The sequence below is a fragment of the Rhodobacteraceae bacterium M382 genome (genome assembly GCA_025141015.1).
GTDB classification, from domain to species: domain Bacteria; phylum Pseudomonadota; class Alphaproteobacteria; order Rhodobacterales; family Rhodobacteraceae; genus Aliisedimentitalea; species Aliisedimentitalea scapharcae.
This window is the reverse complement of the sequence record CP081098.1, coordinates 812,501-833,688: the sequence shown is the minus strand read 5'-3', so window position 1 is coordinate 833,688 and position 21,188 is coordinate 812,501. Positions and strand designations below refer to the sequence as shown.

The following is a 21,188-nucleotide window of genomic DNA, read 5'->3' as shown; positions in this document are numbered from 1 at the left end:
TCTGACAGAGTTTGACCACGTGGCTTGGTTGGCGATATCCACTCCATCGTCACCAAAGGGCATGACCTAGATATCGCTACACGGTGACGTCATGGTGTCACGGGATGAAATCACGATGTGGCGGTGTCACGTTCAACATTCGCTGGCTCTCCACATTCACCTCGCAATCGAACCACATAGAAACCGACGCGCAACAAGCTTGGCCGAAGGTAAAATTATGGTCCAGACAATCTGTATACAGGTTGATCTTAGCAAAATTCACCCCTATTGATTTGCATGTCACCGCAGAATCGAACCTGAACGGCGCACCACAAAAGCTGTGCAACCCGTTTTGCCAAGGAGCCTGACGTGCAAGAACTGCGCCAAATGCAATTGCCCGCTGTCGAAGATGAAACAGGAAACGAGCGATTTGAACGTATTTTCTGCACATTGCGCGACCGCATTTGCCTGTTGCGCTATCGTCCCGGCACAGTTCTGAGCGAAGGGACGCTGGCCAAGGAATTCGGGATCAGCCGAACGCCGATCAAACGGGTCTTTAACAAGCTCGAGTTTATGGGGCTGGTGCAGATTAAAAACGGCGTCGGCACGATCGTGACTGACATTGATCTGTACACCTTCAAGGAAACCTATGATCTGCGCAAACGGCTGGCCGCGATGATGGGTGAACTGTCGCCGGTCGAAATCACATCTGCGCATTTGGCCAGGATTGATCAGATCATTGCGGATACCAAAGATCTGGAATCCGACAGGGGCAATTTCGGCGCATTGGCGTTGGTCGCAAACGACCTGCAACACCTGTTGTCAGATCTGACCGGTAATACGCCGCTGCGCGAAGTGATCGAATTGCTGTATTACCGCGTGGCCCGGATCTGGTACACGTTTTTGCCCCAGTTCGGCTGGGACGACGTGTTTGCAGGACAGCTCAACGAGCTGTTGGAAATTCGCGCCGCGATGGCGCTAAACGACATTCGCGGCGTCGGGGAATACCGCAGCAAAGATCTGCAACGCATGATGACTTTGCTGGGCCGCTCCATGGTGGAATCATGACCCATACGTTGACCGGGCCGTCACCAGATCTGCTGGAAGAAACCATCGAAATTCTGCGAAACCTCGTTGGTTTTGACAGCATCTCGGGCAGATCGACCCACCCGATCCTCGGCTATGTCCGGGACTATTTGGCAGCCCATGGGGTCAAAACCACGCTGAGCTATGACGATACAGGCGAGCGGGCCAATCTTTTTGCGACAATCGGTCCGCAAATTGACGGCGGTGTTGTTCTGAATGGCCACACAGACGTCGTTCCCGTCGATGGCCAGGCCTGGGCCACTGATCCCTTTGTCCTGACTCGCATGGGCAACCAGTTGTTTGGCCGTGGGTCGGTCGATATGAAGGGATTTTTGGCCTGTGTTCTGGCCTCGGTTCCGGTCTTTCAGGCCGCCGAATTGAAACACCCCATCCACATCGCTTTTTCCTATGACGAAGAAATCGGTGGATTGGGTATGCCGGTTCTCTTGGATGCGATGGCGGGCGAAACCTATCGTCCCGAGGTCGTTATCGTTGGAGAGCCAACAAATATGACCATCGTGACCGGCCACAAGGGCGGGTATGAAATGCGCACCGAAATCATCGGTCATGCGGTGCATTCCTGTGACCCGACCAAAGGCGCAAATGCGATCAATGCCGCGACGAAGTTGATCGCCAAGATTGAAGAAATGGGGGCAAACCGCGCGGCCCATCCGATTGCCAACTCGGCCTTTGACCCGGCCTACCCGACATTCAACATCGGTACAATCGAAGGCGGAGCCGCGCGCAACGCCACCGCCGGTTGGTGCAATTTCAAATGGGAATACCGCCCGATGCCCGGCGAAGACGGCGCAGCAGTGATTACAGAAATCGCGGAATTCGCCGAGACCGAAATCCTGCCTGCCCTGCGCGCCATCGCACCCGACACCGACATTCGTATCATCACCGAAACTGCCGTTCCGCCGCTGGACGATCGCAACGCAGCCAAAGCCGCCGAATTTGTCAGCGCTCTTACCGGCATCAATGACACCCGCGTCGTGTCCTTTGGCACCGACGCAGGATATTTCAGCGACGACGCCTATTCGACTGTTGTTTTTGGTCCCGGCGACATCAATCGCGCGCACAAGCCGGATGAATTCATCACCGTGGAAGAACTGACCGAAGGGCTCGAATTTCTGAAGCGCCTGTCTGACCGACTGTCACAGTGAAAACCGGGCCATCCATGCAACCGCATTTTTCCCTGCCCGTACGTTACAAGGCCCAGCGCAAGAATGGTAATTCGCACCTGGCGCGATCCAAGGCGATGTCGCCGCAAACCTGTTCGTTACCCAACTGTTTTGAATGCGCGATGACCGTGTCTTTTGATCGCAGTAGCCAACTGATTGCCAAATACCCCAACACCCCGGACCTGAGGAGAGATAGATGTTGAAGAACGATCAACTGGATCAATGGGATCGCGAGAATTTCTTTCACCCATCGACCCATCTTGCGGATTTTGCCCGCGGGGATCTGCCCAACCGGATTGTCACGGGCGGCAGCGGTGTCTACATCGAAGACCGCGACGGCACCCGCCTGTTGGATGGGTTTGCCGGGCTGTATTGCGTGAACGTCGGCTATGGCCGAACCGAGATTTCAGACGCCATCGCCGCCCAGGCACAGGAACTGGCCTATTATCATTCCTACGTCGGTCATGGCACCGAGGCGTCAATCACCCTGGCCAAAATGATCCTGGACCGGGCTCCGTCCAATATGTCCAAGGTCTATTTTGGATTGTCCGGCTCGGACGCCAATGAAACCAACATCAAACTGATCTGGTATTACAACAATATCCTGGGCCGCCCGGAAAAGAAGAAGATCATCTCGCGCTGGCGTGGTTATCACGGGTCGGGGTTGATGACCGGATCGCTGACCGGGCTTGAACTGTTTCACAAGAAGTTCGACCTGCCGCTGGCGCAGGTGATCCACACCGAAGCGCCCTATTACTATCGCCGCCCGGACGCCACAATGAGCGAAGAGGAGTTCAGCGCCCATTGCGCCACCGAGTTGGACAAGATGATCCAGGCCGAAGGCCCCGACACAATTGCCGCCTTTATAGGCGAGCCGGTTTTGGGCACCGGCGGCATTGTCCCGCCGCCTGCCGGATATTGGGCGGCGATTCAGGACGTGCTGAAAAAATATGACATCCTTCTGATCGCAGATGAAGTGGTCACCGGATTTGGTCGATTGGGCAGCATGTTCGGGTCGCAACACTATGGGATCGAACCGGACATCATCACCATCGCCAAGGGGCTGACATCTGCCTATGCGCCTTTGTCCGGCTCCATCGTCTCCGACAGGGTCTGGAAGGTACTCGAAGATGGGACCGATGCCTTTGGTCCCATTGGCCATGGCTGGACCTATTCCGCCCACCCGATCTGCGCCGCAGCCGGCGTAGCCAATCTGAAATTGATCGACGATCTGGGATTGGTTAAAAACGCCGCTACGGTGGGTGCCTATTTGAATGCCCAGATGAAAAAGGCACTGGCCGAACATCCGAATGTCGGTGAAATCCGCGGCGAAGGTATGCTGTGCGCTGTTGAACTCACAGCTGATCGCAGAAGCCGCGCACCTTTGGATGCAGGGCTCAAAGCGGGCCCATCGGTTGTGGGTGGAATGCTGAAACGCGGCGTGATCGCACGGGCCATGCCACAGGGGGATATCATAGGTCTGGCCCCGCCGATGTGCCTGACACGGGCGGAAGCAGATGTGATTGTCAGCGCAACAGCCGACGCCCTGAACGATGTCCTGCCAACAACATGACCCATACGCTGGCCCGCCCTTTGGTGGGCCAACGTAGTCTGTGGTGACCGGGGCAGCCATGCCCAAGCACATGATCGCGCTATTTCAGAGGCACCCTGAACAACATGACCGGCCGCTTCCCATTCCTTGCGCCCTACACGCTGGGGATCGGCTGTCTTCCAACCAGATATACAACACGGAAAACAAACGCAGGGATAAGTACACGCGCCTACTTCCGGCGGTCAGGCATCAACCGTCTCGACCACTTCTGCAAACGTCTTAAAGAATTTTGCGGCCAGTTTCTTGGCTGTGCTTTGGATCAAACGCCCGCCAAGCTGGGCAAGCTTGCCACCGATCTCCGCCTTGGCTTCATATTTCAGAATGGTCGCGCCACCGACCTCTTGGAGCGTGACATCAGCACCGCCCTTGGCATGTCCGGCGGTTCCACCATTGCCCTGCCCGGTCAGGGAAAACGCATTGGGCGCTCCCGAGGTGTCAAGCTCAACATTCCCACTGAACCGCGCCTTGACGGGTCCGACTTTCAGCACGACCTTGGCTTCCAGCTCTGTATCTGAGTGTTTGATCAACTCTTCGCATCCCGGGATACACTGCTGCAACACCTCCGGGTTATTCAAAGCCTCATAAACAACTGAAATCGGGGCATTGATTGTGATTTCGTCTGTCAATTCCATCTGGGTGTCCTTCTTAGCAACAGGGGAATTTTACGTTCGCCAAAACCTCTGCCTGTTCGGCTGTCAGAGGTTTTGATTTGAGTTTTTTGAACACGCTCAACAGGATTTTTCGCATGAGTGAATAGCCCTCCTGAATGACAGGACATGGTGGACGTCCTGCGATAATTTCGGTTTCGTGGTACCGGTTGATGGGAGCGATCGGCACTGTATCACCCTGCGGTGGAGCCAAAACGAAGAATGCCAACACCCTATGCATCGCCCCCCCCAGCACCACGCAGGTGGCCACGCCGCACCTGTGTCAGCTGTGCCAGGATCGACAGCGCAATTTCATCCGGTGTCACAGCACCGATGTGCAACCCTGCGGGGGCCTGGACCTTTGCGAGCGCCTTCTGTGGAATTCCTTCTGCGATCAACTGGTCTGCCAGGGCCGCAAACTTGCGTCGGCTCCCGACAAACGCAATAAATTGGGCTGACGCTGCAAGCGCGCTGCGCAGACTGTCAAGATCAGCCTGTCCCTGTGTCGCCACAACGACCATTCGATTTTGGAATCCGGGGTGTTCCAGCGCGGCAGGTGTGGTTGGCGAGACCGCAACAGTCCACTGGAACTGCTCGGCCAAATTGCCCAGCGCGCGCGCGACCGGAGATTGGCCAAAAATCACCAACTCAGGCTGTGGCAGAACCGTTTCTACAAAGATATCAATTGACCCTTTGGACGGGCAACCATTGCGGGCGAACCGTACCCCATCTACATCTTCGCCAGCGACAATTCCCTTTTCTTCCAGCACATCCTGCGGATGCAGCGAAATCAACTGTGGCTTGCCCTCGGCCACGGCCCGCGCGGCGGCCTTGGCCAGAGCCCCTTTGACACACCCACCGCCAATCCAGCCTTGCAGGATCGTTCCGTCTGCATCCAAAATCGCCTTGGCACCGGGTTTCGCAGCGGTTGCTCCGACGGTGCGAATGACTGTGGCAATGGCAAATGGTTTCCGTTCGGCCCGCATCTTGCGCGCCAAGGTGCCAATATCGGTATCTGTCATCTCTGCCGGGGTCATATCTTTACCAGCTCCGGTTCCAATGCGGCCAAGTCGGCCAAAGTATTCGCCGCTTGAAACAGGTCGAGATGCGGCAGCGCCGCCGCCATCCCGCGCGCCACTGGCTCATACCCCTCCCACCCTTTGAGGGGGTTCAGCCAGATGATCTTGCATCCGCGTTTCTTCAGCGCCGCCAGAGCCGTGCCAATCTGATCAGATCCCGCCGAGTCGTAGCCGTCCGACAGGATCAGAACCACGGTTCGTCCATCCACAAACCGGCGCGCATAGCTGCGCGAGAACAACGACAGCGATGCGCCAATCTGTGATCCGCCGCCAAACCCTTCTGCCAGCAGTGACAATCGCCCCAACGCACGCAGGGTATCCTTGTCCCGCAAAGCATCGGTTATGCGGACGAGACGGGTGTGGAACAGATAGGCATCACATGCATCATCCGCCCGCATAAGCCCCATGATAAAGGCCAGAAAAATCCGCGAATACACAGTCATCGACCCAGAAACATCGCAAATGGCCGTGATTTTCAAAGGCCTGTCCGGGCGACGTTTCTTAGGCAGAACCACAGGTTCTCCCCCGGTCGACAGACTATGGCGGATCAGCTTGCGAAAATGAATCTGATCGCCCTTTTGCGCCTGTTTGCGACGACGCGACCGTTTGTGTCGCAGCGCCGCTCCCCAGCTTTGGGCCAGCACTTCGGCCTCGGCAATGTCGCTCGGCTCGACCAGATCACGCAAATCTCTCTTGAACACCGAATGACCGGTGCTCGCCACTAGCGTCCCCACGCCGTCTGCGTCGCTATCCGCATCTCCGGTCTCTGGCGAGGTCGCCCTGCCCTTCCTCTCACTGCGAGCCAAGTCACCGCTCTTGCGCGAGGAGGTCACGCCTTGTGCCCCTGCGGACGCAGATTGTACCGGAACCGTTTTTTCCGCGACGCGCCCCCCGTTTAACCAATAGGCATCAAAGAGGTCATCAAACCGGGTATAGTCGTCTGCCGTGCCGGTACAAACTGCACGCAGCACGCGACGAACCTGACGCGGATTGGCGGCCTGCACACAGGCCAAAGCCCTGAGCGCAAGAGCCCCATCGCTCACACCGACTCTCAGGCCGTTGGCACGCAAATGGGCCATGAACCCAATCACCCGTGCCGCTGGCCCCGGATCTCGGGCAGCAAATTTTGTCACCCTGCTCATGCTGCTTTTCCCGCCAGCCGCTGGGCAATTTCCGGTGTGATATTGTAGCGATCGGATTCGGTTTTCAAAAGCGTGGCGAGTGTCGCTTGCAAGACTATGGGATCATGGCTGAGGTCCGCGATCCCCAGCCCCATGAGCGCCGCAGCAAAATCCAGCATTTCGGCGACGCCCGGGTTCTTTTCCAGATCCTCCTGGCGCAGGGATTGCACAAACCCGATGATTTGTCGGGCCAACCGGACTTCAATTTCGGGGCAACGTGTCTTGAGAATGGCCAGCTCGGTCTCGCGATCCGGGTAGGCGACATGCGCATACAGGCAACGTCGGCGCAACGCATCGCTCAAGTCGCGGGTACCGTTCGACGTCAGAACGACAATCGGGCGCGAGACCGCCGTTAGCGTACCCAGCTCTGGAATAGTGATTTGGAAATCCGACAGGATTTCTAGCAGATAGGCCTCGAACTCCTCATCGGCGCGATCTATCTCGTCAATCAACAACACTGGCGGCTGATCCTGGCGGATTGCCTTGAGCAAGGGGCGCTGCAACAGGAAGTCTTCAGAAAAAATCCGGTCTTCAACCGCTTTGCCAGTCTCACCGGCCTCGGCAGCCGCCCGGATCGTCAAAAGCTGACGCTGATAATTCCATTCATAAATCGCCTGCGCTGCGTCCAGCCCTTCGTAGCATTGCAAGCGGATCAATTGCGTGTCGCGAACCGCAGCCAAAGCCAACGCGATTTCGGTCTTGCCGACACCGGCAGCCCCTTCGAGCAACAAGGGCCGCCCCAAGGACAGGGCCAGATGCACAGCCATCGCCAAATCATCCGATGTTACATAGCCGACCTTGGCCAGCTGCTTTTGCAGGTCCATGTAAGTCAATGCGATGATCCCGTTTCTTTCAGATCGAAGATGCAATTGGGCGGGAGCCCGGAGAGGGATACTCCCCTCCGGACGGTTTGGCCGGCAACACCGGCACCAAATGCGTTAGTCGTGCAAACCTAGATCATTGGCAGTCTGCCAGATCCGCCAATGATCGTGCGGCATATTGGTATGCGTCAGTCCAAAAGCACGGAACGCATCCTGAACCGCATTGGAGAAACACGGAACACCACCCACATGAGGGCTCTCGCCAACGCCTTTGGCCCCGATCGGGTGGTGTGGGCTGGGTGTGACCGTGTGGTCGGTTTCATAATTGGGCACTTCCCACGCTGTCGGCAGAAAGAAATCCATCAAAGACCCGGTCTTGCAATTTCCCAGATCGTCATAGGCGATCTCCTGCCCCAGAGCGACAGCCAGCGCTTCGGTCAACCCACCGTGGATCTGCCCTTCGATGATCATCGGGTTGATGCGTGTGCCGCAGTCGTCCAGCGCATAGAATCTGCGGATTTCCGGCACACCGGTGTCAACGTCAATGTCCATCACACAGACGTAGGCCCCAAACGGATAGGTCATATTGGGTGGGTCATAATAGCTGACAGCCTCCAATCCCGGCTCCAACCCCGGGATCGCCTGATTGTAGGACGCAAAGGCAATGTCCTTCATGGTCTTAAAGCGTTCCGGAGCTCCTTTGACGACAAACCGATCAACGTCGAATTCCACATCGTCGTCGTGAACTTCGAGCAGATAGGCTGCGATCATTTGCGCCTTGGCCCGGATCTTGCGCCCGACCATGGCCGCCGCCGCGCCCGCGACCGGGGTTGACCGTGACCCGTAGGTTCCCAACCCATATGGCGCGGTGTCGGTGTCACCTTCTTCGATGGTGATACTGTCTGCCGACAACCCGATTTCGCTGGCCAGAATCTGTGCGAATGTCGTTGCGTGCCCCTGACCTTGGGAAATCGTGCCAAGACGCGCAATCGCCGATCCGGTCGGGTGGATGCGGATTTCACAACTGTCAAACATCCCCATACCCAGAATATCACAGTTTTTAACCGGACCTGCGCCGACGATTTCAGTGAAATGCGTCAGACCGATGCCCATCAGCGTGCGGGTTTTCCCGGCCTTAAAGTCCTCGACCCGTTGCGCCTGTTCCGCGCGCAACCCGTCATAGTCCACCGCTTTCATCGCTTTGTCCCAGGCGGTGTGGTAATCTCCACTGTCATATTCCCAACCCAGCGCAGCCTTGTAGGGGAATTGATCCTTTCGGATAAAGTTGATCCGGCGCAGCTCGGCCGCATCCATGTTCAACTTGATCGCCAGAACTTCGATCATGCGTTCTATGAAATACACCGCTTCGGTCACGCGGAAAGAACATCGATAGCTAACCCCCCCAGGAGCCTTGTTGGTGTAAACCCCATCTACGGCCAGATAGGCGACTGGAATGTCATAAGACCCTGTGCAGATATTCATGAACCCGGCCGGGAATTTGGTTGGGTCCGCACAGGCATCGAAACCACCGTGATCCGCCGTCACATGACAATGCAGCCCGGTGATCTTACCGTCCCTGGTGGCGCTGATCTTGCCCGTCATGTGATAATCGCGCGCGAAAGCCGTGGTCATCAGATTTTCCATGCGGTCTTCGACCCATTTCACCGGCTTTCCGGTGACGATCGAAGCCACGACAGAACAGACGTACCCGGAATAGGCCCCCACCTTGTTGCCAAAGCCACCGCCAATGTCCGGAGACACAACACGAATATTGTGCTCCTCGATGCCCGAGATCAGCGACACCACCGTGCGGATCGCATGCGGAGCCTGAAAGGTTCCGTACAGGGTCAGCTTGCCGTTCACCGCATCCATCGACGCCACGGCCCCGCATGTCTCCAGCGGACAGGGATGCGTCCGGTGATAATACATGCTTTCACTTGCAACCACCTCGGCATTGTCCAACACTTGGTTGGTGGCCGCCTCGTCACCTGCTTCCCAGGTAAAGATATGGTTATGATGCCTGCGCGGCCCATGCGCACCCTCTGTCTGACCGGCCAGGTCTTCGCGCAGGACCACATCTGATTTCATCGCTTCGAACGGGTTGGTCAGAACCGGTAGTTCTTCGTATTCGACCTCGATCAGTTCCACGGCATCCGCTGCGATATAGCGGTCATTGGCCACGACAAAGGCCACTTCCTGTCCTTGAAACAGCACCTTGCCATCCGCCAATACCATCTGTTTGTCACCCGCCAGTGTGGGCATCCAATGCAACCCCAATGGGGCCAGGTCCTCTGCGGTCAGAACGGCAACAACACCAGGCAGCGCCAAAGCGGCTTCTTTGTTGACCGAAACAACACGCGCATGGGCATAGGGGGAGCGCACGAAATCTCCGTGCAGCATGTTGGGCAGTTTGATGTCATCGACATAATTGCCTTTGCCTTGGGTAAATCGGGCATCTTCAACGCGTTTTCGCGAACAGCCCAACCCCTTGAGATTGGCAGAGCGTTCTTTTTGGTCAGGCGTCATATCATTCATTCTGCAGCCTCCTTGCTGGCGTTCAATTCGCTCGCGGCCGCGAGAATGGATTTGACGATGTTCTGATAGCCTGTGCAGCGGCAAATATTCCCGGCCATGCCAAAGCGAACCTCTTCTTCGGTGGGAGTCGGGTTTTCTTCGAGCAATTTTGTTGCCCGGATGATCATGCCCGGCGTGCAGAACCCACATTGCAATCCGTGGTGTTCCCGAAAACTTTCCTGAAGCACATGCAGCGCACCGGGGTTGCCGATACCTTCGATGGTGGTAATTTCCGCACCATTGGCCTGGGCCACAAACATGGTGCAGGATTTCACCGATTTTCCATCAACAGTTACCGTACAGGCCCCGCAGTGCGACGTGTCGCAACCCACATGCGGACCGGTCAGGTTCAGTTTCTCGCGTAGCGCATAAATCAACAGTTCGCGCGGCTCGGCCAGGAATTCGTGGTCCTCGCCATTTACGTTCAGTTTGACGTGCATTTTGTCTGACATTGTGTTGGTCCCTTATGCCCGATCCCAGGCGCGCTGGATCGCACGCGCCAGAATGATCCCGGCCACGTGGCGCTTGAACGCAACGGGGCCACGGTTGTCTTCGACCGGGTCGATATCTCCCAGCATTGCTGCAACGGCGGCCTTTACGGCCAGCTCATCACAGGGTGTCCCAACCAACGCAGCGGCGGCATCCGCAGACCAGATCGGAACGTCGCTGAGATTGGTCATCGCGATCGAGGCCGACGTAATCTGACCGGCGCTCTTCTGGATCTGAACGGCGGCGGCTGCGGTCGCGTAATCACCGATTTTGCGCTTTTGTTTCTCGTAGGCGTACCCGCCTTGTGGGATGTCAAAGCTGATCGCGGTCAGAACTTCGTCGTCCTCTCGTTCCGTCATATAGGCGGCTTGGTAATACTCACGTGCCGCAACGCTACGGGGACCCCCGGGACCGATCAGCGCGATCTGGGCATCCAGACACTGCATCAGTCCGGGCATATCATTGCCCGGGTCCCCATTTGCGACATTGCCGCCAACGGTCCCCATGTAGCGGACCTGGGGATCTGCAATCTGAAGCGCCGCTTCGCGCAGAATTGGGGCGCTTTCTGTCAGCTCCTGATGGTTGATCAGGTCATGTTGCGTCACCAAAGCACCCAGTGTGATGCGCCCGTTCTGAATGGTGATCCCGTCCAGACCCTGGACATCCTGAAGGTCGATCAGATGCGGTATCTCGGCCATCCTCAACTTCATCATGGGGATCAGGCTGTGCCCTCCTGCCATCACACGGGCATCATCACCGTGCTGCTCCAAAAGAGCGATCACGTCGCCCATATTCGTGGGTCGATGATAATCGAACGCCGCTGGTATCATTGCTGGTCCTCCCTGCCATGCTTGGTCTGGCTTGGGTCACAGGAAGGAATGCAACAGGCAGCCGCGGCTACCGGATTTCAGTGAAAAGAGCGGTTTTCTGCACGAAATGCGAATAACGGTGCACGAACTGCGCTTTGTTATATTCCCAACGCCTCGCGCACAATCGGCAGGCGTGATCTGCTGACCGGAGCTTTTTCGACACTGGCGATCCTGAAGTAACAGATCCCGTTGTCCTTTAGACGTTCAAAGCTGGACACAAAGGTAGGATTAACCAAATAGCTGCGGTGGGTCTTGATGAACGCGCCGGGGATCAACCGTTTTTCCGCTTCGGTGATCGACCATACACAGAACAGTTTTTCACCCGCCGTGTACAAATGGGTATAGTGCCCTTCAGCACGGATCAGCGCGACATCGGCCGTGTCCACAAACCGGGTCTGGCCGTCCTGTTCGTATGGTATCTGTGTCGCGCGTGGCGTCAGAGCCGGCTGTTCCGGCACAATTGGTTCGGGATCAGCCGTGGGCGCGGGAGCCGTGGTTTGCGGCGTCAGAAACGTAATCCCCGTCAACAGGAACGCCCCACACAAGACAAAGCTGCTGAGAACAACACCGATGGCCATGACATCATTGCCGATCAACGGGCCGACTTCGGTCGCGGTCTCGACCGGGATGAAATTGGTTCCCCAAAGCGCAATGAAATGCACCGTGAACACGGCAACCCCAAAAACCACGGTTCCCAAAATGATGTTCCGGTCAGTACGCTGCCCATAGGCAATCGAAAAGGCCGCAATATTCAGCGCACAGGACGACAAGATCGCCAACGTGACTCCGGTCGGTGTATAGAGCGCTCTGCACAGCTCCAGCCCCGCCATGCCGATATAATGCATCGCGAGCACCCCAAGCCCAACAATGACCCCTGACAACGCCAAAGTGGTCCGGGTCCGTTTCCAGAAATGCAGGATCAGCAGGGCGATGCCGACAACCAGAATGGCCACCAAAGCCGAGGCCAATGTGATCGCGGCATCGTAATAGAAGAGAATTGGCATCTGCAGACCCAACATGGCAACAAAATGCATCGACCAGATGCCGCCTCCCAATGCCACAGAGGCGAGCGCGACCAGGATCTTCCTGTGCGGCACGCTACGTTCGGACAGGCCCTTGGTCAGGGACAATCCGGTAAAGCCGGCAATCAGCGCAACAAATAGCGACGCCAATACCAGCCCGTTGTTATGGGAATAGTCCAACAACTCCATGGTGTGTGTCTAACGAGACCGATAATTCCGATCAAGTTAAACCCATGACAGTATTGTCAACATAACCGTGTTCGACCTCCGCGCCGCTCATGCAATCGCGAACAGCGGTGCCGAACCGTTGGGCCGCATTTCAGCTTCCGGTTTCCGCAAACGCAGACACACATAACCCGAGGATGATCAATGTCAGGCCTGCGATACGCAGCGACGATATCTGTTCGCTATGGGCCAGCGCGCCGATTACGGTCAACGCAACCATCGCAAGCGCAGTGATTGCAGTATATGTCATGCTCAGCGAATACACCCGTATCGCCGCCATGAAGGCCCCGATCAGCGTGACCGCGCTGACCACAGCCAACCACATCCAGACCGATTGCAGCAGGCTCAACACCAATGGCCACGCCCCCGAAAGGTCCAACATGCGGCTGGCTTTTCTGAGGCATAAATTCAAGACCACATTCGACGTGGCGGCAAGCGCGATAAGAGCCCAGTGACCAAGCATCATAGTTTCACTTCCTGTTCGCAGTGGACCCCAACTGCACGACGATACTGCCAACCGTTACAGCAGCGAAGACCGCCAGAAAAGGCACACTGGGCATGTGATAGCGATCCGACACAACGATCATTGCGTGAACGGCAGTGAAATAGCCCAACAGGGCAGTTGCCGGATGAAATATCGCAGACACATACCCCTCGCGCCTTCCAACGATAAACAGACCGCAGAGTGCACCAGTCAACACCAGGTACCAATATCCGCTCGCGATCAACTTCAACAGGTACACAGTTTTGGCCCCATACAGACGTTCGATCGCCTGTTGGTTCCAAACAACACCAATGGTTTCATTCTTGTGCAGCAGGACTGCTTTTTTCAGACTACGCTTTGCCGTACCCCAAGGATCGCTGGCCATGTAGGTCACAGCCTTTTCCTTTAGATACTCACCGCGTTCGATCTCGCTCATCTCTCGGACTTCGGGTGGCAAGGGTTTGTATCCACCATCACTGTCTGGATTATTGCCCATCCACAGATTGGCACCGAAGTTCGTCGAAACCAGCTCTCTCTCACCCAGAACTTGGCGGTTGCGTTCGCTCCATGGTGCGACAGTTGCAACGATCAGGACGATAACAGAACCAGCGCGAACCATGCTGCGTGCAAAGGGTAAAACCCCGCGCGGGACATCGACCAGCGCCAGCGCAACCGGAGCCAAAAGAATAACCGGGCGAACATAACAGGCCGCTCCCCACAGAAGTCCGCACAAGACAAGATCCACAAATGGCCGATCCCCGTCAGGGCGCTTCCAAAAGAACAACCCCCCAAGGCAAAATGCGAGGAAGAACAGTTCGCTGGCTATCGTCGTGGTAAACATGATCAGGTTTGGCCAAAACGCCACGATCGCCATCGCAGCCAGCCCGGCAACGCCGCCAAACCAACGCATCGCGAGCCTTTGTGTCAAGACGATGATTGCGCCTCCGGCAATCAGGTTAAAGAACACGACGCTCCAATAGCTGCCCCCGGTCAGGGCATAACCAGCAGCGACAATGGCAGACGTCCCAACCGGCCAATACGCACTTGGCTCATCAGGGGTCCAGCCATAGACGCCATAGGCAACGATATTGCGGGCAAAAACATCATAGGCATGGGCGTCCGAAATCGGTTCGACTGGCACCATCAATGCCCAGATCAGCCTCAGCCCCATTCCGAAAATCAACAATATCCAGAAAATGCGAGTTTGCGCAGGCTTCATGAGCTCACACCCGCGGCGGCCAAAACAATCAGAACCACAGTCAACAAGCCACTGATCAAACTGATACGGTCCCGCATCGAAAACACCACAGGGTCATCATGCATGAAACCACGCGCGGTCAAAAACTGCATTCTCCCTAGCCAGAAGAACAGAATTGGGCAGACACCCCAAAGCAGATCCGGTTGCGCGTATTGCTGCCGCACGGCGTCATCTTCGGCATATAACGCGAACACCAGAACCGCAGCCTGGGCCGCCGATATCGACATCGCCCGCAGAATTGGCAAATCGACCACCAACAGGTTGCGCCCTTTGGTTTTCTCGCCACCGCTCTGCGCCAGATCCTCGAGTTCAGCCTGACGTTTGATTGTCGCAAGCGAGAAGAAAAGAAACATCGAAAAAGTCAGCAACCAGGGCGACAATACGATTCCGGTTGCCGCAGCACCTGCAACGATCCGCAGGGTATACAGTGCAGCGAGAACGATGACATCAATCATCAATTTGCGCTTCAACCAGAATGAATAGGCAAACGTCAGAGCCATGTAGAGAACCAGCACCAAAGCAAACCACCCCGGAAGAATGGCCGCAGCAATCCCAAAGGCACTCGGCAGCAACACGGCCGCCGCCGCCAACCCATACGACACAGGCAGTGTTCCAGCCGCCAGCGGTCGCATCCGTTTTCGCGGATGGGCGCGGTCGGCCGCCAGATCAATCAGGTCATTGATCAAATAGGCCGCAGACGCCGCCATACAAAAGCAAATCATTGCGACAATCGCAGGCAACACCAATGCCGCGTCTTGTGCTGTCAGAACTGGCAACAGGATCAAGGCGTTCTTGGCCCATTGATGGGGCCGCATCGCCCTGAACAAAGCCGATAATTTGGATGTCGATGCAGCGCCAACAGGTTCCAGGTCGATGCCCTGTGCTGCAGCCGCCCGCTCGAGCCCGCCGTTCGGGCTGACGGCCAAGGCCCGGCGCGCACCTTTCCAGACCGGCAAATCGGTCTTGTGGTCTCCGATATAATCATACCCACCCTGGCCAAAGCGATCGATCAGAAAGCGTGCTTTGTTTCCACCGCCCAAGTTGGTCGCACCTTCACCGGCGACCTGCAAAGGAAGCGTCCCCCCAGTTCCAATAGCGTCATCGAAACAATCCAAATGATTGGCGACAGCGTCAACCTGACGTTGATGGGAGGCCGAGACCAACAAGATCGTTCGTCCTTGCGCTTTGGCCGTCTGGATCTGCTCAATGACATCAGCATTATACGGCAGGCTTGCCGCGTCTGAAATCCGATGAAAAGCAAGATGTTCCTTAAAGGCCGCCTTGCCCTGGAGGAGCCAACCTGGCAGCTGAAACAACGTCTGCTGGCCATGTCCCAGCATTCCAACAATCGTTTCATGGAGCGTATCGCTGCGGCAGAGTGTGCCGTCAAGATCAACGATCAACGGAATGTTGCGATCGGGAGTATCCAGATTTTTCAATTTGCCCACCCGGTTGAAATCGCTTTCATAATCTGGATTTTCGCTTTCAATGCAAGATTAACCGGGAAACCCATCGCTCGGGAAACGCATCAACACGTCCAAAACCAGATCCTGCATCCATTTGGCTTGGGCCTTGTCCGGGCCACCTCTGGCTGGCACCCCCTGCGGGAGACCACGCGGATCCTGTTTGTAAATCACCGAAAAATGAGCTAAGGCAATGAGATAGCTGCCCATTTCATTGAGGTGAATACTATCTTCGAACAGTTGTGAGATATGGGTAATTCCCGGAGCAATCCCGGCTGTGATGTCATCATATGCAGCCGCCATGATCAAAGGTCCGGGGATCATCACCATGTCGACAGCAGCATCAGGTTTGTTGGTGTTGACGTGATCAAGGATCTTTTGCCAGCGGCGCTGTTCCAGCGGCAACCGTTCCCTGAAGGTCAGATGACCTTCGATGTCGTTATAGGGATTGTCAAAGTCAGGGCCGCTGATGACATCAATCCAGGTGGCATACAGGATTGTGCGGGCTCCGCGACCATTTCCACCGTGTTGCCAGGCGTGCTCGAACCATCGAAGCCCCCAGTCCGATGAATTATGCCATTCGACGGTCCCGGACAAAGGCGCACGTTCCGTGATCACCAGAACGTCATAATCCCCGATCACCTCGGGTTGGCGAATGTCTGGATTGGCCGGATGTGACCAGCGCCAGTCCATCGGGCTTCCGGGAATGGTAGATGCATCCATCTTCGCCGCGCGCCGCCCAGAGAACCTGACGAAACTCCGCAAGGGATCAATGATGCTGTCGGTCAGACTGTGACCTGACTGAACCACTCTGGGCCATTGCGCTTTTTGCTCGGCCTCAACCTGGGCCGCCGCGATGAGATACAACAACAGACAGCACGCAATGATACGCAGGGGCCCTGTCCAGGCACCCGTTCTGGGCTCTCTGATCTCGTTCACACGGGCAAAATTCGGTCGGGTCATCAACACACTCCAGTTCCAAGAGAGTCAGACAACTGAGTGCTCAAGGCAACCCTTTAGGGCCTGACAAGCTGTAGACAGGACCCGTCAGGCCAAAATCATCGACAATCACACCGATCAACCCGGATTTGTTCCGGATTTTCCCCGAAGAACTCTTGCTGCTTTTGGGCGGGATATACCGTTCCAAAGTTTGGATTTGGGCCTCTTGCCACCCTCACGTGCGTGGCGATGGCAAGCGTGTAGGCGCAGATGTTGACCAACCGTTACAGGCCCGGCAGATGCGGTCGCTGCACTGAGTTGGCCGGATGGCCTACACTATTTTGAGCCCAATCGCCCTGGAATCGCATGTGCCAGTTTCCTGCTTGGCCGGTGATCAACCCGCATAGCGGAATATGTTGCGAAAATCCAAATCGATATCCTGCACCACGTCGTTGTACTCTTTGCTTTCCCGCAAGGCATTGTAGGTTTTTTCAATTGCATCCATGGAGGGGTAGCCCACGCCCAACAATCTCCGTCCAGCCGCGTTTCCTGTCATGATCGTTCCGTACCGAAGGAACATCGCACCATTGTCTTCGAAACACGGAATAACCGGCTTCATCTTTTCCAACATCAAATCAGCAGATCCAAACCGGGTCAGAACCCCATATGCCGGAAGCTCCGTAGATGAATTGTCGAGCCCGATGTCTTCCATCTTGATGATGTTGCGCAGGGTGACAGCGATTTGGCCGCTTCCAATCAGATCCTTGTAGGCGTCCGACGTGCCGTAAACGCCAAAGGCCCGATCAATGCCATTCAATTCATCATAACCCTGGAACAAGATCAGACTGCCAGCGTGTTCACCTGTGCTGACAACGCCATATCTTGCCATGACCGCCCCGGCCTGCCCCTTTAATTCAGTCACCAGATTTCCAACATGCGCCAGAGCCTGATCCAAATAGGCCGGCGCGCAACTGGCGACGGTGACCATAATATAATTCAGTTTAGACATTATACTCTCCCAAAGTTTTTCCCGGCTTTTCAGCCGGACCAAATACTCGGGTGTCCGCCCATAATGCGGCCTCAGGAAACCAACCGTCTCTTGCCGTAACTCAAAGATTTCGCGGTTTATCACCGCCATCTTACCAAATACAGGCCAACCCGTCGCCCTCTAAATTGAATGTCCTCATATCACTGCCTCGCCAGATCATGTCGACAAATGGCGAAACCCTTTCTTATTCTGTCATTGATTTTTGTTTGTATTTTTTTGTGTTGTTTGGAGATTTTATTTGAGGCGCATTCGGGCACGTTGGGGTCTGAGGTTTTATTGCTGTCTTGGGTTATGTTTGGGTGGCTTTGCGTCTCGTATTCGCAAGTTTTTGACCCAAATTCACCGGCATTGGGGCGATGGGGGGCGCATATTGGTGTCATCAGACACGGAGCGGGCCGCAGATCGGTCACACCGCTCACAGGGAAAGGACCCAGATCATGTTCACCAAAGCCACCTTCGCCGCCGTCGCCGTTGCGCTCACCGCCTCTCTGGCTTCCGCTTCGACCGCGCCGATGCCCGTCCTGGACACGGGAATGATGCCCGCGAGCTCCAGCTATGAGGTTGCCGACACACGCGGCATGGACAACCGCCAGGACCGCCGGGGCGATCGCCAGGATTGCCGTCAATCCGAAGGTGCCGGGCACGACAAACGCGACTGCAAGCAGGACGCCCGCCAGGCGGGATAAGCCCTCAGAGACAGTCAATCCTCGGTTTTCGCACCGGATGAGCCAAGCTCGTCCGGTGCGATGGGTTTGAGGCCACGATTTTGTCACCGCATCCTGAGCCCACCGAATTTCCCGAAGGTTTCAGCCCTGTTCCTTGACCCTCTGAATGATCTGCTCGCCGATGTCTCCCACCTTCATTTCTCCGTCCTGTGGTTGGGCGGAGGTTACACAAAGCTGGAGGCGTTTCAGGGCCACACGTCAATTTTGTCGATGACATATCGACTTGCGATTATTTTAGTTTGTCTGGTGTTTTTTTGGGAGGGTGTGTGTTTTGGATCGAATTGAGAGATTTTGTGAGTATTTATTAGGTTTGGCGGTGACCTACTCTCCCACGACTTAAGTCGCAGTACCATTGGCGCTTCGGTGCTTAACTTCCGGGTTCGGGATGGGACCGGGTGTTTCACTCGTGCTATGACCACCAAACCGAATAAATACTCACTGTCCGCTCTCGGACAGTGAGAGTGACAGACAGCGTTTTCCAAAGGAAAGCGCGTTGTCACCCATTCATTGTCAGAGCGGATAGAGATCAATCAACATTGTGCTGTCCAAGCCAAGATTTTTTGGGGCTGTATGCTTTTGTTTGGTTCCAGTTTTGTTGGCCTATTGCGCGGAGCGCTACATGAGGCCAGCAGTCTTACTTTTACTGGATCAAATCAAGCCTATCGGACCATTAGTACCAGTCAACTGAACATGTTACCATGCTTACATCTCTGGCCTATCGACGAGGTGGTCTACCTCGGTCCTCAGGGATACCTTGTTTTGAGGGGGGCTTCCCGCTTAGATGCCTTCAGCGGTTATCCTGTCCGAACATAGCTACCCAGCACTGCCGTTGGCACGACAACTGGTCCACCAGTGGTTCGTTCACCCCGGTCCTCTCGTACTAGGGGCAACTCCTCTCAAGTATCCTACACCCACGGCAGATAGGGACCGAACTGTCTCACGACGTTCTAAACCCAGCTCACGTACCTCTTTAAACGGCGAACAGCCGTACCCTTGGGACCTGCTCCAGCCCCAGGATGAGATGAGCCGACATCGAGGTGCCAAACACTGCCGTCGATATGGACTCTTGGGCAGTATCAGCCTGTTATCCCCGGCGTACCTTTTATCCGTTGAGCGATGGCCCTTCCACTCGGGACCACCGGATCACTATGGCCGTCTTTCGACTCTGCTCGACTTGTCAGTCTCGCAGTCAGGCTGGCTTCTGCCATTGCACTCAACGAGCGATTTCCGACCGCTCTGAGCCAACCTTCGCGCGCCTCCGTTACGCTTTAGGAGGCGACCGCCCCAGTCAAACTACCCGCCACACAGGGTCCCGGATCCGGATAACGGACCGCGGTTAGACATCAAGCAGAGCAAGGGTGGTATCTCAAGGGAGGCTCCACAGAGACTTGCGTCTCTGCTTCAAAGCCCACCACCTATCCTGCACATGCTCGGCCTAATGCCAATGTGAAGCTGTAGTAAAGGTGCACGGGGTCTTTCCGTCTAACCGCGGGAAGCCTGCATCTTGACAGGCAATTCAATTTCGCTGAGTCTATGTTGGAGACAGCGGGGAAGTCGTTACGCCATTCGTGCAGGTCGGAACTTACCCGACAAGGAATTTCGCTACCTTAGGACCGTTATAGTTACGGCCGCCGTTTACCTGGGCTTCAATTCAGAGCTCTCACCCCTCCTTTTAACCTTCAGGCACCGGGCAGGCGTCAGACCCTATACGTCGTCTTGCGACTTCGCAGAGCCCTGTGTTTTTAATAAACAGTCGCCACCCCCTGGTTTGTGCCCCCAGCCCCTAGTTGCCTAGGAACCGGGCCTCCTTCTCGCGAACTTACGGAGGTATTTTGCCGAGTTCCTTCAACATAGTTCTCTCAAGCGCCTTGGTATTCTCTACCAGTCCACCTGTGTCGGTTTAGGGTACGATCTTATAGGAGGGCTATTTCCAGGAACCTCTCAGCAGCCCATTCAATCCGATAAGGATGAACTACCTTCGAGATCCGTCACCACTCCATGGCCCAGGAATATTAACCTGGTTCCCATCGACTACGCCTTTCGGCCTCGCCTTAGGGGTCGGCTTACCCTGCTCAGATTAGCTTTAAGCAGGAACCCTTGGACTTTCGGCGAGAGTGTCTCTCACACTCTTTGTCGCTACTCATGTCATCATTCTCACTAGTGATCTCTCCACGGGATCGCTCACGCGCCCGCTTCATCGAAAGCCTCTCTCCTCCAATACTCCCGAAGGAGTTAAGGAGGAATGAGACTATGTCACACTACGCTCTGCTACCATGCACTATGTGCATCCTAGACTTCGGCTCATGGCTTGAGCCCCGTTACATCTTCGCCGCAGGACAACTTGATTAGACCAGTGAGCTGTTACGCTATCTTTAAAGGATGGCTGCTTCTAAGCCAACCTCCTGGTTGTTTTGGTCGTCCCACCTGCTTTCCCACTTAGCCATGAATTAGGGGCCTTAGTCGTAGGTCAGGGTTGTTTCCCTCTCCACTACGGACGTTAGCA

17 protein-coding genes and 2 rRNA genes (1 of these 19 cut by a window edge) are annotated in these 21,188 nt (G+C 55.8%); 4 read left to right on the top strand and 15 right to left on the bottom strand.

The window, feature by feature from the left end; translation table 11 throughout:
• Nucleotides 1-348: 348 nt before the first annotated feature.
• The 3 genes from K3727_03665 (at nt 349) to K3727_03655 (ending at nt 3,822) form a co-directional block, all read left to right on the top strand.
• The gene (locus K3727_03665) at nt 349-1,047 is read left to right on the top strand and encodes a GntR family transcriptional regulator (protein UWQ91910.1); all 699 of its coding nucleotides are present in this window, start codon (nt 349-351) and stop codon (nt 1,045-1,047) included.
• Complete coding sequence (gene argE, locus K3727_03660; protein ID UWQ91909.1) at nt 1,044-2,231, top strand: acetylornithine deacetylase; 1,188 nt, start codon at nt 1,044-1,046, stop codon at nt 2,229-2,231. The genes K3727_03665 and argE overlap by 4 nt, the downstream gene beginning before the upstream one ends.
• Nucleotides 2,232-2,445: 214 nt before the next feature.
• Nucleotides 2,446-3,822: an aspartate aminotransferase family protein gene (locus tag K3727_03655; GenBank protein ID UWQ91908.1), complete on the top strand. Its 1,377-nt coding sequence runs from the start codon at nt 2,446-2,448 to the stop codon at nt 3,820-3,822.
• Nucleotides 3,823-4,043: 221 nt separating this feature from the next.
• Here the strand turns inward: K3727_03655 and K3727_03650 are convergent, their stop codons facing one another.
• The 13 genes from K3727_03650 to K3727_03590 form a co-directional block, all read right to left on the bottom strand.
• Nucleotides 4,044-4,493 carry a carbon monoxide dehydrogenase subunit G gene (locus K3727_03650; protein ID UWQ91907.1) on the bottom strand — a complete coding sequence of 150 codons (450 nt, stop codon included), beginning with the start codon at nt 4,491-4,493 and terminating at the stop codon, nt 4,044-4,046.
• Nucleotides 4,494-4,741: 248 nt separating this feature from the next.
• Nucleotides 4,742-5,545 (bottom strand): XdhC family protein, encoded by an 804-nt coding sequence (locus K3727_03645; GenBank protein ID UWQ91906.1) that lies wholly within the window; start codon nt 5,543-5,545, stop codon nt 4,742-4,744.
• A complete protein-coding gene (locus tag K3727_03640) occupies nt 5,542-6,729 on the bottom strand; it encodes a VWA domain-containing protein (GenBank protein UWQ91905.1) in 1,188 nt (395 codons plus the stop codon). The genes K3727_03645 and K3727_03640 overlap by 4 nt, the downstream gene beginning before the upstream one ends.
• Complete coding sequence (locus K3727_03635; protein ID UWQ93260.1) at nt 6,726-7,592, bottom strand: MoxR family ATPase; 867 nt, start codon at nt 7,590-7,592, stop codon at nt 6,726-6,728. Before K3727_03635 ends, K3727_03640 begins: the two co-directional genes overlap by 4 nt.
• 114 nt (nt 7,593-7,706) lie before the next feature.
• Nucleotides 7,707-10,124 carry a carbon-monoxide dehydrogenase large subunit gene (locus K3727_03630; GenBank protein UWQ91904.1) on the bottom strand — a complete coding sequence of 806 codons (2,418 nt, stop codon included), beginning with the start codon at nt 10,122-10,124 and terminating at the stop codon, nt 7,707-7,709.
• Nucleotides 10,121-10,615, bottom strand: a complete 495-nt coding sequence (locus K3727_03625) for a (2Fe-2S)-binding protein (GenBank protein UWQ91903.1) — start codon at nt 10,613-10,615, stop codon at nt 10,121-10,123. The genes K3727_03630 and K3727_03625 overlap by 4 nt, the downstream gene beginning before the upstream one ends.
• A 12-nt stretch (nt 10,616-10,627) precedes the next feature.
• Complete coding sequence (locus tag K3727_03620; GenBank protein ID UWQ91902.1) at nt 10,628-11,482, bottom strand: xanthine dehydrogenase family protein subunit M; 855 nt, start codon at nt 11,480-11,482, stop codon at nt 10,628-10,630.
• Nucleotides 11,483-11,619: 137 nt separating this feature from the next.
• Nucleotides 11,620-12,732: a LytTR family transcriptional regulator DNA-binding domain-containing protein gene (locus K3727_03615; protein UWQ91901.1), complete on the bottom strand. Its 1,113-nt coding sequence runs from the start codon at nt 12,730-12,732 to the stop codon at nt 11,620-11,622.
• 130 nt (nt 12,733-12,862) lie between these two features.
• A complete protein-coding gene (locus tag K3727_03610) occupies nt 12,863-13,234 on the bottom strand; it encodes a hypothetical protein (protein ID UWQ91900.1) in 372 nt (123 codons plus the stop codon).
• A gap of 4 nt (nt 13,235-13,238) precedes the next feature.
• Nucleotides 13,239-14,471 (bottom strand): glycosyltransferase family 39 protein, encoded by a 1,233-nt coding sequence (locus tag K3727_03605; GenBank protein UWQ91899.1) that lies wholly within the window; start codon nt 14,469-14,471, stop codon nt 13,239-13,241.
• The gene (locus K3727_03600) at nt 14,468-15,949 is read right to left on the bottom strand and encodes a UbiA family prenyltransferase (protein ID UWQ91898.1); all 1,482 of its coding nucleotides are present in this window, start codon (nt 15,947-15,949) and stop codon (nt 14,468-14,470) included. The genes K3727_03605 and K3727_03600 overlap by 4 nt, the downstream gene beginning before the upstream one ends.
• Nucleotides 15,950-16,006: 57 nt before the next feature.
• On the bottom strand, nt 16,007-16,936 hold the full coding sequence (locus K3727_03595) for a hypothetical protein (protein ID UWQ91897.1): 930 nt from the start codon (nt 16,934-16,936) through the stop codon (nt 16,007-16,009).
• A 370-nt stretch (nt 16,937-17,306) separates the two neighbouring features.
• Complete coding sequence (locus K3727_03590) at nt 17,307-17,921, bottom strand: hypothetical protein (protein ID UWQ91896.1); 615 nt, start codon at nt 17,919-17,921, stop codon at nt 17,307-17,309.
• Between the two features lie 476 nt (nt 17,922-18,397).
• Here K3727_03590 and K3727_03585 point away from each other — a divergent pair, with 476 nt between their 5' ends.
• The gene (locus K3727_03585) at nt 18,398-18,646 is read left to right on the top strand and encodes a hypothetical protein (GenBank protein UWQ91895.1); all 249 of its coding nucleotides are present in this window, start codon (nt 18,398-18,400) and stop codon (nt 18,644-18,646) included.
• A 347-nt stretch (nt 18,647-18,993) separates the two neighbouring features.
• Here K3727_03585 and rrf read toward each other — a convergent pair.
• Nucleotides 18,994-19,108, bottom strand: a 5S ribosomal RNA gene (gene rrf / locus K3727_03580).
• A gap of 226 nt (nt 19,109-19,334) precedes the next feature.
• Nucleotides 19,335-21,188, bottom strand: a 23S ribosomal RNA gene (locus K3727_03575) (it continues 974 nt past the right edge of the window).

What these genes read in the sequence shown, in the direction of transcription:
- K3727_03625 (UWQ91903.1), bottom strand. Translation starts at nt 10,615, where the DNA reads ATGTCAGACAAAATGCACGTCAAACTGAACGTAAATGGCGAGGACCAC.
- K3727_03590 (UWQ91896.1), bottom strand. Translation starts at nt 17,921, where the DNA reads ATGTCTAAACTGAATTATATTATGGTCACCGTCGCCAGTTGCGCGCCG.
- K3727_03610 (UWQ91900.1), bottom strand. Translation starts at nt 13,234, where the DNA reads ATGATGCTTGGTCACTGGGCTCTTATCGCGCTTGCCGCCACGTCGAAT.
- K3727_03635 (UWQ93260.1), bottom strand. Translation starts at nt 7,592, where the DNA reads ATGGACCTGCAAAAGCAGCTGGCCAAGGTCGGCTATGTAACATCGGAT.
- K3727_03630 (UWQ91904.1), bottom strand. Translation starts at nt 10,124, where the DNA reads ATGAATGATATGACGCCTGACCAAAAAGAACGCTCTGCCAATCTCAAG.
- K3727_03650 (UWQ91907.1), bottom strand. Translation starts at nt 4,493, where the DNA reads ATGGAATTGACAGACGAAATCACAATCAATGCCCCGATTTCAGTTGTT.
- K3727_03620 (UWQ91902.1), bottom strand. Translation starts at nt 11,482, where the DNA reads ATGATACCAGCGGCGTTCGATTATCATCGACCCACGAATATGGGCGAC.
- K3727_03595 (UWQ91897.1), bottom strand. Translation starts at nt 16,936, where the DNA reads ATGACCCGACCGAATTTTGCCCGTGTGAACGAGATCAGAGAGCCCAGA.
- K3727_03605 (UWQ91899.1), bottom strand. Translation starts at nt 14,471, where the DNA reads ATGAAGCCTGCGCAAACTCGCATTTTCTGGATATTGTTGATTTTCGGA.
- K3727_03645 (UWQ91906.1), bottom strand. Translation starts at nt 5,545, where the DNA reads ATGACCCCGGCAGAGATGACAGATACCGATATTGGCACCTTGGCGCGC.
- K3727_03655 (UWQ91908.1), top strand. Translation starts at nt 2,446, where the DNA reads ATGTTGAAGAACGATCAACTGGATCAATGGGATCGCGAGAATTTCTTT.
- K3727_03615 (UWQ91901.1), bottom strand. Translation starts at nt 12,732, where the DNA reads ATGGAGTTGTTGGACTATTCCCATAACAACGGGCTGGTATTGGCGTCG.
- K3727_03640 (UWQ91905.1), bottom strand. Translation starts at nt 6,729, where the DNA reads ATGAGCAGGGTGACAAAATTTGCTGCCCGAGATCCGGGGCCAGCGGCA.
- K3727_03585 (UWQ91895.1), top strand. Translation starts at nt 18,398, where the DNA reads ATGTTCACCAAAGCCACCTTCGCCGCCGTCGCCGTTGCGCTCACCGCC.
- argE (UWQ91909.1), top strand. Translation starts at nt 1,044, where the DNA reads ATGACCCATACGTTGACCGGGCCGTCACCAGATCTGCTGGAAGAAACC.